General features: G+C 74.9%; 13 protein-coding genes. 10 read left to right on the top strand and 3 right to left on the bottom strand.

Features of this window, described 5'->3' with window-relative positions; all coding sequences use genetic code 11:
- Positions 1-596 (top strand): methyltransferase domain-containing protein (locus AR3_RS22560; RefSeq protein WP_157406741.1); only part of this gene is annotated, 596 nt, incomplete at its 5' end.
- Between the two features lie 10 nt (positions 597-606).
- Here AR3_RS22560 and AR3_RS22555 read toward each other — a convergent pair.
- Positions 607-939, bottom strand: coding sequence for a TraR/DksA family transcriptional regulator (locus tag AR3_RS22555; RefSeq protein WP_067916548.1), 333 nt, complete (start codon positions 937-939; stop codon positions 607-609).
- A 73-nt stretch (positions 940-1,012) separates the two neighbouring features.
- On the bottom strand, positions 1,013-1,834 hold the full coding sequence (locus tag AR3_RS22550; protein WP_067916545.1) for an SOS response-associated peptidase: 822 nt from the start codon (positions 1,832-1,834) through the stop codon (positions 1,013-1,015).
- A gap of 86 nt (positions 1,835-1,920) precedes the next feature.
- Here AR3_RS22550 and AR3_RS22545 point away from each other — a divergent pair, with 86 nt between their 5' ends.
- From AR3_RS22545 to rsgA, 5 genes are all read left to right on the top strand, one after another.
- Positions 1,921-2,526, top strand: coding sequence for a DoxX family protein (locus tag AR3_RS22545; protein ID WP_067916544.1), 606 nt, complete (start codon positions 1,921-1,923; stop codon positions 2,524-2,526).
- A gap of 116 nt (positions 2,527-2,642) precedes the next feature.
- Positions 2,643-3,167: a sigma-70 family RNA polymerase sigma factor gene (locus tag AR3_RS22540; protein WP_067916543.1), complete on the top strand. Its 525-nt coding sequence runs from the start codon at positions 2,643-2,645 to the stop codon at positions 3,165-3,167.
- 58 nt (positions 3,168-3,225) lie between these two features.
- Complete coding sequence (locus AR3_RS22535; RefSeq protein WP_067916542.1) at positions 3,226-3,957, top strand: anti-sigma factor family protein; 732 nt, start codon at positions 3,226-3,228, stop codon at positions 3,955-3,957.
- A 63-nt stretch (positions 3,958-4,020) separates the two neighbouring features.
- Complete coding sequence (gene aroA / locus AR3_RS22530) at positions 4,021-5,340, top strand: 3-phosphoshikimate 1-carboxyvinyltransferase (RefSeq protein ID WP_067916541.1); 1,320 nt, start codon at positions 4,021-4,023, stop codon at positions 5,338-5,340.
- A 69-nt stretch (positions 5,341-5,409) separates the two neighbouring features.
- Complete coding sequence (rsgA, locus tag AR3_RS22525; protein ID WP_227022973.1) at positions 5,410-6,375, top strand: ribosome small subunit-dependent GTPase A; 966 nt, start codon at positions 5,410-5,412, stop codon at positions 6,373-6,375.
- Between the two features lie 31 nt (positions 6,376-6,406).
- On the opposite strand, the gene AR3_RS22520 is transcribed toward rsgA, so the two are convergent.
- The gene (locus AR3_RS22520; RefSeq protein WP_067916539.1) at positions 6,407-7,450 is read right to left on the bottom strand and encodes an aldo/keto reductase; all 1,044 of its coding nucleotides are present in this window, start codon (positions 7,448-7,450) and stop codon (positions 6,407-6,409) included.
- Positions 7,451-7,603: 153 nt separating this feature from the next.
- Here AR3_RS22520 and AR3_RS22515 point away from each other — a divergent pair, with 153 nt between their 5' ends.
- The 4 genes from AR3_RS22515 to AR3_RS22500 all read left to right on the top strand — a co-directional run bounded on the left by AR3_RS22515 (position 7,604) and on the right by AR3_RS22500 (position 11,215).
- On the top strand, positions 7,604-8,479 hold the full coding sequence (locus tag AR3_RS22515) for a helix-turn-helix domain-containing protein (protein ID WP_067916538.1): 876 nt from the start codon (positions 7,604-7,606) through the stop codon (positions 8,477-8,479).
- 24 nt (positions 8,480-8,503) lie between these two features.
- A complete protein-coding gene (locus AR3_RS22510; RefSeq protein WP_067916537.1) occupies positions 8,504-10,018 on the top strand; it encodes an FAD-binding oxidoreductase in 1,515 nt (504 codons plus the stop codon).
- Between the two features lie 89 nt (positions 10,019-10,107).
- Positions 10,108-10,911, top strand: coding sequence for a histidinol-phosphatase (gene hisN, locus AR3_RS22505; protein ID WP_067916551.1), 804 nt, complete (start codon positions 10,108-10,110; stop codon positions 10,909-10,911).
- 115 nt (positions 10,912-11,026) lie between these two features.
- The gene (locus tag AR3_RS22500) at positions 11,027-11,215 is read left to right on the top strand and encodes a tail-anchor membrane protein (protein WP_067916536.1); all 189 of its coding nucleotides are present in this window, start codon (positions 11,027-11,029) and stop codon (positions 11,213-11,215) included.
- Positions 11,216-11,352 lie beyond the last annotated feature (137 nt).

The following is an 11,352-nucleotide window of genomic DNA, read 5'->3' as shown; positions in this document are numbered from 1 at the left end:
CGGCCCCCGACCTGGCGGGCCCGCGGGCCGTCCATCCGCCCGCCGACCCCGGGGGGCGCGGCGGCCGCGCCGCGCGCCGGGCCCCGTCGGGGGTGGTGCGCCGCGTGATCGCCGACTCGGGTTCTCTGGCGTGCCTGGGGGACGCCAGCGTGGACGCGGTGGTCGCCGAGGACCGCGCGCTGTCGCGGCACCTGGTGACCGAGTCGACGGTCGCCGAGATCGCCCGGGTGCTGCGTCCCGGCGGCCGGGTGCTGCTGTCGGTGGACTCGCTGACGCTGGGGATGGCGCTGCTGGCCGAGCAGAGCCGCTGGGCCCACCTGTCGGACGTGCCCAGCGCCGAGGTGCTGCTCGTGCCGTGGCCGGACGGCACGATCACCCGCTGCTTCTGGGCCGAGCAGCTGCGCGAGCTGCTCACCGACGCGGGCCTGGAAGTGGAGTGGATCAGGCCGCGGACCGCCCTGTCGCCGTCCACCGTCGAGCACGTGCTGGCGCGCGACCCGGGCGCCCTGGCCCGTCTCGTGCGCACCGAGCTCGGCTCCCCCGTGCGCGACGACTCCCTGGGCGTCCACCTGCTGGCCAGCGCCAGGCGGGTGTGACGCGCCGCCGTCAGCGCATCGCCCGGTCGTGCCGGGCCTGGCAGGCGACGCAGCGGGCGGCTTCGGGGCGGGCTTTCAGGCGGCCGTCGGGGACGCGGCGGCCGCAGTCGACGCACTGGCCGTAGGTGCCGTCGGCGATGCGCTCCAGGGCGCCGACGACCGCGGCGCGGTGCCGCCGCATCGTCTCCAGCGCGGCCTCCACGCGGTCGCTGTCGGTGAGGATGGCGGCCGCGTCGGACGGGGAGTTCTCCCGCTCGGGGCTCTCCCCTTTCAGGATCGCGATCGACCGGTCCAGGTCGGCGAGCATCTCCTGCAGGCGGGTGCGGGCGGCGGCGGTGTCCACGGTGCTGCGAACTCCTCCCGGTATGCCCCCGGAGGCGGCGTCCTGGTGTCTGGCCGCCGCGCGTCGGCGACGATCAGAACAGGGTGTCGGAATGGCCGTCAGGTATATCCCCGCTTGGGATTGGCTTTATGAGTTCGGGCCCGTTGTTTCTGACATTGTTGACGGCCGTGGAGACCGGATAGGCCTCCATGGTCCCGGCCATCGCGGGCGCCAGCAGGCCGCGCACCAGGTCGGGGTCGGTCAGCTCCGGGTCCAGCCAGGCGTCCCACCGGTCCGGGTGGACGATCATGGGCATCCGGTCGTGGATGCGGCCCAGCTCGTCGGGCGCGTCCGTGGTGATCACCGTGCACGTCCACACCCATCCCCCGTCCCCGACGTCCGGATCGGGGGACTTCCACAATTCGTAGAGGCCCGCCAGGGCGAGGACGGAACCGTCCTTGGGCCGGATATAGAACGGCTGTTTTTTGGCGCGCTTCTTCTTCTCGCCCTCGGCGCGGTCCGACTCCAGCGTGTACCACTCGTAGTAGCCGTCGGCGGGCAGCAGGCAGCGGCGCCGGGCGAAGGCGCGGCGGAACGCGGGCTTCTCGTGCACCGTCTCGAAGCGCGCATTGATCATGCGGTTGCCGATGGACAGGTCCTTGGCCCACGACGGCACCAGCCCCCAGCGCAGCGTCCGCAGCTGCCGGACGGCGGCCTGCGCTTCGGCGGCGTCCCCGGCGCCCGCCGCGCCGTCCTTGGCCGCGTCCTTGGGCGCCCGGGTCAGGACGGCCGGCACCTGTTTGGTGGGGGCGACGTTGTAATCGGGCTGCAGGTTCTGCTCGGTCGCGTCGTACTGCACCTGGAACTGCTGGATCAGCTCCTGACGCGCCCGTGCCGTGGCGTATCGACCGCACATGGGTCCCATCCTGCCCCCCGCCTGTGACATCCCGCACGGGCCGGAAGGGGTGCTTGACCGCCCACGCGCTGGGCATGTAGGCGACCATGCGACCCATCACCACGCTGGCCCGTCCGTTCGTGGCGGCGCCGTACATCATCACCGGGCTGGAGACCCTCCGCGACCCGGCGCCGCGCGCCGAGCAGGTGGCGCCCGCGGTCAAGCCGATCGCCGACCGGTTCGACTGGCTCCCCACCAAGGACCCGGAGGCCCTGGTGCGCTTCCAGGGGGCGCTGAGCCTGGGCACCGGCGTGCTGCTGCTGACCGGCAGATTCCGGCGGCTGACGACGTTCTTGCTGGCCGCGCAGCTGGTGCCGAGCCTGCTGACCGAGCACCGCTACTGGACCGAGGACGACCCCGAGCGCCGCGCCAGCGAACGCTCGCACCTGCTGAAGAACGTCGGCCTGTTCGGCGCGCTGCTGATGGTGGCCGCCCAGCCGCGCCGCGGCCCCCGGCTGGCCGAGGTGCGGCGGCAGGCGCGCGAGGCGCGGATCCAGGCCGCGGCGGAGGCCAGGGCCCTGCGCAAGCAGAGCGCGGCGGAGATCCGCAAGGCGCGCCGGGAGGCGCGTCGGGAGGCGGCGCAGCGGGTCCGCCGGGCGCGCGCCCGCGGCTCCCGTCCGCTCGGCCGCGTGGTCCGCGCGGTGCGGAGCTGACCCTTTCCCCGAAGAGAGCCTTAAGAGATTTTCAAATCCGTTGAACCCGGCGTCCGTCCGTCGCCGTACTGCCATGCGACCGCCCGTTCCCTCCCCCCGACCGGAGAGGCCCGGACATGGCAGCACCCGGAGCCGCGACGGACGCCGAACGGATCGTCACCGCGCTCTACCGCGAGCACGGTGCCGCCCTGACGGCGTTCGTGCTCAGGCTGACCGGCGGAGACCGGCAGTGGGCCGAGGACGTGGTCCAGGAGACCATGATCCGGGCCTGGCGGGGCGCGGACCGGCTGGACCCCGGGGTGTCGCCGATGCCCTGGCTGGCCACGATCGCGCGCCGTATCGTGATCGACGGTCGGCGGCACCGCCGCGCCCGGCCGCCCGAGGTCGGCGACGGGCCGCTGGAGAACCTCCCGGCGGCGGACGGGCTGGAACGGGTGCTGCGCAAGGTGGTGGTGGCCGACGCGCTCGCGTCGCTGTCGGACGCCCACCGGGAGGTGCTGACCGAGACGGTGCTGCGCGATCGCACGGTCGCCCAGGCGGCGGAGGTGCTGGGCGTCCCCGTGGGGACGGTCAAGTCCCGCGTGTACTACGCGTTGCGCGCCCTGCGCGTCGCACTGGAGGAGAGAGGGGTGACGGCGTGAGCGGACGAGAGCGGCACGGCGTCGCCTGGAGGGGGCCTGTGGCGAGGAGGACGGGGGCATGAGCGGTTCACCGGTCGAGCACACCGATGTCGGCGCCTACGCCTTGGGTCTGTTGGAAGAGGAGGACCGCCGGGCGTTCGAGGCGCACCTGCACGGCTGCCGGCAGTGCCAGGCGGAGCTGAGGCAGATGCAGGGCATGGCGGACGTCCTGTCCGAGCTTCGCGACCAGTCCCCGGCGCCCGCGCCGGAACCCGCCCCGGTTCCCATGCCGAGGCCCGCGCCGGACCCCGTCTCGTCGCCCGCGCCCATTCCCATCCGGCAGGCGCGCGAGGCGCGGCGTGCGCGGCGGCCGTGGCGGTACGCGGTGGGCGCCGTCGCGGCGGCGGGTCTGCTGGGGGCCGGTGTCGCGGCGGGCGTGGCGATCGAGAACGGCGATGCCCAGACGAATCCCCCCGTGGCCGTTCCGACGTGGGGGGAGCGGCACTCCGCGAGCGACCCGGCGACCGGCGCGTCCGGAGCGGTGTCCTTGGAGGACAAGCGCTGGGGCACACGGGTCGGGTTGGAGTTGCGCGGGGTTCGCGGGCCGTTGACGTGCACGCTGCAGGCGGTGTCCCGCACGGGTGAGCGCGCCGTGGTGACGGGTTGGCGGGTGCCGCCCAAGGGGTACGGGGTGCCTGGGTCGCCGGATCCGCTCGTCGCCGAGGGCGGCACGGCGCTGTCGCGGGGGGACATCGCCCGGTTCGAGGTCGTGACGGGCGACGGCCGGACCCTGTTGACGATCCCGCTGTGACCGCCGCGTGACCCTGTTGTGATCTTGTGAGACCGGCCGGGCGCGGCCCGATAACCTTGGCGCATGCCCTCTTCGCACTGGTCCGCGCCGGTCGCGCACGCCCCGGTGGACGCCACCGTCCGGCTGCCCGGGTCCAAGTCCATGACCAACCGGGCGCTGATCCTGTCCGCGCTGGCCGACGGCCCCGCGCGCCTGCGGCGCCCGCTGCGCAGCCGGGACACGCTGCTCATGGCGGCGGCGCTGCGCGCGCTCGGCGCGGCGGTCGACGAGGACGGCGCGGACTGGCTGGTGACGCCGGGGCCGCTGTCCGGTCCGGCGCAGGTGGACGTGGGCCTGGCGGGCACCGTGATGCGGTTCCTGCCCCCGGTGGCGGCGCTGGCCGACGGCGACGTGGCGATCGACGGCGACCCGCGGGCGCGGGAGCGGCCCATGCGGCCGATGATCACGGCGCTGCGCGCGCTCGGCGTGCGGATCGACGACGGCGGACGCGGCGCGCTGCCGTTCACGGTGCGCGGCGCCGGCGCGGTCAAGGGCGGCGCCGTCACGATCGACGCGTCCTCCTCGTCGCAGCTGGTGTCCGGGCTGCTGCTGGCCGCGCCGCGGTTCGACGAGGGCGTCCGGGTGCGGCACGAGGGGCCGCCCGTCCCGTCCGCGCCGCACCTGGCGATGACGGTGCGGATGCTGCGGGAGGCGGGCGCGCGGGTCGAGACCGGTGTCGAGACCGGTGTCGAGAGCGGTGTCGACAGCGGCGTCGACAGCGGCGCGGCCGAGTGGCACGTGGCGCCCGGCACGATCCGGGGCCGGGACTGGGACGTCGAGCCCGACCTGTCGAACGCCGCCCAGTTCCTCGGCGCGGCGCTGGTGACCGGCGGGCGCGTCACCGTGCCGGACTGGCCCGCCGACACCACCCAGCCCGGCGACGCGCTGCGCGACCTGCTCGCGCGGATGGGCGCGCAGGTGTCGTTCGGCCCGGACGGCCTGACCGTGCGCGGCACCGGCGCGTTCGAGGGCCTGGACGCCGACCTGCGCGAGGTCGGCGAGCTCACCCCCGTGCTGGCGGCGCTGGCGGCGCTGGCGTCGTCGCCGTCCCGGTTCACCGGCATCGGCCATCTGCGCGGCCACGAGACCGACCGGCTGGCCGCGCTGGTCCGGGAGCTGAACGCGCTGGGCGGCGACGCCCGCGAGCTGCCGGACGGCCTGGAGATCCGGCCGCGTCCGCTGCACGGCGGGGTCTTCCATACCTACGACGACCACCGGATGGTCATGGCCGCGGCGGTGCTCGGCCTGGCCGTTCCGGGCGTGGAGGTGGAGAACCCGGCCACGGTGGGCAAGACACTCCCGGAATTCACCGAGTTGTGGACAGCGATGGTGCGGCCTGCGTGAACGCCGCGGGAGAGGGAGGCGGGACCACTGGCACGCCGCGTACGCGACTACGACGAGGACGACGTTCGGGTGCGGCCCGGGCGGCGCGGCTCGCGGCCGCGCACCCGGCGCCGTCCCGCCCACGAGGACGCGGTCCTCGGCATGGTGACCGCCGTCGACCGGGGCCGCTACCGCTGCCTGGTCGACGCCGGCACCCCGGATGAGCGCGCCGTGACGGCCATGCGGGCCCGCGAGCTCGGCCGCAAAGGGGTCGTGGTGGGCGACCGGGTCGCGCTCGTCGGCGACGTGTCCGGCGCTCCGGACACGCTGGCGCGCATCGTGCGGGTGGAGCCGCGCACCTCGGCGCTGCGCCGCACCGCCGACGACACCGACCCGTACGAGCGGATCATCGTGGCCAACGCCGACCAGATGGTGATCGTGACGGCGCTGGCCGATCCGGAGCCGCGGCCCCGGCTGATCGACCGGTGCCTGGTCGCCGCCTACGACGCGGGCATGGACCCGCTGCTGTGCCTGACCAAGGCGGACCTGGCCGCCCCGGACCCCCTGTTGGAGATCTACGCGCCGCTCGGCGTCCCGTACGTGGTGACACGGCGCGGCGGCGACCTGGACTCGCTGCGCCGTCACCTGGCCGGGCGCGTCAGCGTCCTGGTGGGGCACTCGGGGGTGGGCAAGTCGACCCTGGTGAACGCGCTGGTCCCGGACGCCGACCGGGCGGTGAGCCACGTCAACGCGGTGACCGGCCGCGGCCGGCACACCTCGTCGTCGGCGATCGCGCTGGAGCTGCCCGGCGGCGGCTGGATCATCGACACCCCGGGAGTGCGCAGCTTCGGCCTGGCGCACGTCCAACCCGAGAGCGTGATCGAGGCGTTCGACGACCTGGCGGAGGGCGCCGCGGAGCGCTGCCCCCCGCACTGCGACCACCTGGGCGAGGCGTGCGGCCTGGACGAGTGGGTCGCCGACGGCCGCGCCAGCCGCGCCCGCCTGGACTCGCTGCGCCGGCTCCTGGCCAGCCGCGAGGGCGAAGCCGACCGCTGACCGGACCGCGGCCGGCTCCGCCCGGCGCGGCTCACGGACGCGCGGGTCCCTCGCCGGCCCCCGTGCGGCGGATGGCCTCGGCGATCTCGTCGAGGTCGGCGGAGGTCAGCTCCAGGGACGCGGCGGGCAGCCAGCCGTCCACCTGGTCGGGGCGGCGGGCGCCGACGATCGCGCCGGTGACGCCGCGCCAGGCCAGCGTCCAGGCGACGGCGACCGCGGCCTGGGTGACGCCGTGCCGGTCGGCGACCGGACGCAGCGCGTCGGCCAGCGCCAGGTTGGCCTCCAGCCCGGTGGTGAAGTCGGGGTGGCGGCTGCGCCAGTCGTCCGCGGGCAGGCTCGCCGCGCGCTCCGTGGAGAAGGCCCCGGTGAGCAGGCCGGACTGCATGGGCGAGTAGACGATCACGCCGGTGCCGTGGTCGGCCGCCCAGCCGATCTCCGCGGCGGCCGCCCGGTGGATCGCCGAGAACGGCGGCTGGATCGCGTCCACGTGCGCCACCTTCTCGGCGCGTTCCAGCCGGGCGACCTCGTGGTTGGACAGGCCGATGGCGCGGACCTTGCCCTCGGCCTTCAGATCGGCCATGACCTGCCAGTACTCCTCCAGCGGGGTGCCGTCGCCGCCGGTGCGGGGGCTGCCGTCGCCGTCGGCCGGGTCGGACGGCTCGGCGGGCCAGTGCACCTGGTAGAGGTCGATGCGCTCGACGTTCAGGCGCCGCAGCGACGCCTCCACCTCGCGGCGCACGCTGGCGGGCGCCATGTCCCGGCGCGGCGCGGCCTCCGGGCGGTCGTCGTCCCAGACCAGACCGCACTTGGTGAACACGTACGGCCGGTCGGCCTCGGGCAGCCCGGACAGCGCGCGGGCCACGATCTCCTCGGAGTGGCCGAGGCCGTAGACGGCGGCGGTGTCGATCCAGTTGACGCCCTGCTCCACCGCGTGGCGGATGGCGGCGACCGACGCGTCGTCGTCCTGGGCGCCCCAGCCGAACCGCCAGCCGGCGCCGCCGACCGCCCAGGCGCCGAAGCCCACGGTGGTGATCTCCATTCCGGTCTCGCCGAGCGGACGGGTGGGAAGCGACATGAGACTCCTTCGGGATGTCAGCCGGTGTTCGCGTACCGCGCGTCCTCATACCCGATTCCGGGACGGCGGCGCGCGGCAAGGGACCGGCGCTCCGCCGTTCGTGGTTCCAACGGGACCACCCTTCTCCCCGGCAGGTCGCCGATACTGGGACGTATGGACAAGCGCGCCGAGCTGACCGAGTTCCTGCGCTCCCGGAGGGCCCGGCTGCGGCCCGAGGACGTGGGGCTCCCTCCGTTCGGCGGACGCCGCCGCGTGCCGGGCCTGCGCCGCGAGGAGCTCGCGCAGCTGGCCGGGGTGAGCGTCGACTACTACGTCCGGCTGGAGCAGGGCCGCACCCGCAACGTGTCGGAAGAGGTGCTGGACGCGGTGGCGGGGGCGCTGCGGCTCACCGACGACGAACGCGCCTACCTGCGCAACCTGGCCCGTCCCGCGCGGACGGCCCGGCGGCGCCCCCCGGCGCGGGCGGAGCGGGTCCGGCCCAGTCTGCGGCGGCTGCTGGAGGCCGCCGAGGGCGTGCCGGCGTACGTGGTCGGGCGGCGCTGCGAAGTGCTGGCGTGGAACCGGATGGCCTGCGCGCTGTTCACCGACTTCGGCGCGCTGCCCCCGGCCGAGCGCAACTGGGCCCGCCTGATCTTCCTGAACGAGGAGATCCAGGCCCTGTTCGACGACTGGACGGTCAAGGCCAAGGACACCGTGGCGTTCCTGCGGCTGCGCGCGGGCGAGTACCCGGAGGACCCGGAGCTGACGGCGCTGGTCGGCGAGCTGTCGGTGAAGAGCGGGCACTTCCGCCGCTGGTGGGCCGACCACAACGTCAAGAACAAGAGGAGCTGCCGCCAGGTGCTGCACCACCCGCTGGTCGGCCGGATCGAGCTGGACGTCGAGATGCTGCGGGTGGCGGACGAGGCCGACCAGATGATGGCCGCCTACACCGCGGAGCCGGGCTCGCCGTCGGAGACGGCGCTGCGTCTGCTGGGCAGCCTGAGCGCCCCGGGCGGCCGGGTTCCCGACGAGGTTCCCCAACGCGACTGAAGGCGCGGATGTAGCGTTCCGCCCATGGAGCGGCGTGCGTTCCTCAAAGCGACGGGACTGGCCGGGCTGGCGACGGCCGCCGGGTGCTCGCAGGAGTCCCCGCCCGTCTCCTCCGGCGCCCTGCCGTCCCGCGGCGGCTCCCCGGCCGCCCGCCCCACCGGCCCGGCGGACTGGAAGGCCCTGGAACGCGGGCTCGAAGGACGGCTGATCCGTCCGGGCGACGCCGACTACGACCGGGCGCGCCGCCTCTACATCCCGCGCTACGACTCCGTCCGCCCGGCCGCGATCGCCTACTGCGCCACGCCCGAGGACGTCGCCGAGTGCGTGGCGTTCGCGACGCTCAAGGAGATGCCGGTCGCGGTGCGCAGCGGCGGGCACAGCTACGCGGGCTGGTCCACCGGGACGGGCCTGGTCGTCGACGTGTCCCCCATGGACGAGGTGAAGGTCGAGGGGGGCCGCGCCGTGGTCGGCGCCGGGACCCGGTTGATCGACCTGTACGCCCGGCTGGCCGACGAGGGCGCGGGCGTGCCGGCGGGCACCTGTCCGACCGTCGGCGTGGCCGGGCTCACCCTGGGCGGCGGCCTCGGGGTGCTGTCGCGCGCGTACGGGCTGACGTGCGACGTGCTGGAGTCGGCGCGCGTGGTGACCGCGGACGGACGGGTGCGCGAATGCGACGCCCGCCGCGACCCCGACCTGTTCTGGGCGTGCCGGGGCGGCGGGGGCGGCAACTTCGGCGTCGCCGTGGAGTTCACCTATCGCACGCACGCCGCCGACGACGTGACGACGTTCTCGGTGCGATGGCCGTGGTCGCAGGCGGCCGCCGTGATCCGCGGGTGGCAGCGGTGGGCGCCGTCCGCGCCGGACGAGGTCTGGACCAGCCTGCAGATCAGCACCAGCCCCCCGGGCGGCGCGCCCGCGGTGGAGGTGTCCGGCGCCGCCCTGGCCGATCCCGGCCCGCACATCGACCGGCTGACCTCGTCGGTGGGCCGCGACCCGAGCGGCCGGAGCGCGCGCCGCCACACGCGTCTGGACGCGATGCGGCAGATCGCCGGATGCTCGGGGCGGACGGTCGCGCAATGCCACGCCCAGGGCGACCTGCCCGGGCAGCGCCCGGAGGGCCGGTTCCCGCGCACCGACTACTCGGGCAAGTCGCACGTGGCGCTGCGCCCGCTGCCGGACGACGCGATCGACGCCCTGGTCGCGCGGTTCGCCGGCGGCAACGACCGCTCGGGGCGCTCGGTGCTCATGGACGCGATGGGCGGCGCGATCGGCCGGATCCGGCCGGGCGACACCGCGTTCCCGCACCGCGGCGGCCTGTTCGTCCTGCAGTACCTGGCCGACGGCGACGACCTGCGCTGGCTGCGCGGCACCCACAAGGCCATGGACGCCTACCTGCGCGGCGCCGCGTACGTCAACTACATCGACCCCGACCTGGCGGACTGGCGCCGCGCGTACTACGGCGCCAACGCGGACCGCCTCGCCAAGGTCAAGGCCGCCTACGACCCCGGGCGGCTGTTCCGCTTCCCGCAGGCGGTCTAGCGCGCGCCCGCGGGCGAGCCCCGATCGCCGGAAAGTGCGCTCCTGTAAGTGTGTCGGCGCACCCTGTGATCGCGATACCGTTGCACGCCGTGGCGGGATATTCCGACGATCTGCGTCTGGCGCACGTGCTGGCGGACGCAGCCGACGACATCACGACCAAGCGTTTCCGTGCGCTCGACCTGACCATCGAGACCAAGCCGGACCTGACGCCGGTGAGCGACGCCGACCGCAGCGTCGAGGAGCAGATCCGCAGCATCCTCAAACGGGCCCGGCCGCGCGACGCGGTGCTCGGCGAGGAGTACGGACGCACCGGCTTCGGCGCGCGGTGCTGGATCATCGACCCGATCGACGCGACCAAGAACTTCGTGCGCGGCGTGCCGGTCTGGGCCACGCTGATCGCGCTGATGGAGGACGACCGGGTCGTGGTCGGGGTGGTCTCCGCGCCCGCGCTCAACCGGCGCTGGTGGGCGGCGCGCGGCGGCGGCGCCTGGACCGGCCGCAGCATCACCCGCGCCAACCGCATCCAGGTCTCGCAGGTGTCGGACCTCGCCGACGCGTCGCTGTCGTTCTCCAGCCTCAGCGGCTGGGAGGAGCAGGGGCGGCTCGACCGGTTCCTCGACCTGACCCGCGCGGTGTGGCGCACCCGGGCGTTCGGCGACTTCTGGTCCCACATGATGGTCGCCGAGGGCACGGTGGACGTCTCCACCGAGCCGGAGGTGTCGCTGTGGGACCTGGCCGCCCTCCATGTGATCGTCGAGGAGGCGGGGGGCATGTTCACCGACCTGTCGGGCAGGCCCGGCCCCGACGGCGGCAGCGTCGTGTGCACCAACGGCCGCCTGCACGCCGACGTCCTGCGGATCCTGGAGGGCGGCGGGCCCTTCCCGAAGATCTAGCGGTCGGCCTCTGGGGCGCCCTCGGCACGCGATATATCGTGGAAAGGGCCCGGATCCGGAACCACCGGCCCGCCACGGCCGTTCGCCGGGTAACAGACCTCGGAGGTGTCGGGACATGCCCAAGGTGGTCCTCGTCATCGGCGGCGTGGCCGTCGGACTCGTCGCCCTGAAGATCCTCGGCCCCCTCGTCGCGCTGCTGATCGTGCTGGGCGTGATCGCCCTGCCCGCGGTCGGTTACCTGATGCTCGACCCGTCGCAGCGGCGCCGCCTGCGCGCCCAGACCCGCAAGCGCCTGGGCAGCTGACCGGCCGACGGGGCCGAGCCCGCCCTGTGATCCGCGTCCGGACGGGTCGTACCGCCGGTCCGGCGGAGGCGGCGCGGGCTCGTTCGCGGCCGCGGACGCGGCGCGTCCGCGGCGCAGGGGCCGGGCGTAGTCTTCGT

The sequence above is a fragment of the Actinomadura rubrobrunea NBRC 15275 genome (assembly GCF_001552235.1).
GTDB lineage: Bacteria > Actinomycetota > Actinomycetes > Streptosporangiales > Streptosporangiaceae > Spirillospora > Spirillospora viridilutea.
Note: the sequence above shows the minus strand (reverse complement) of the source record. Positions and strands in the feature narration are given on the sequence as shown.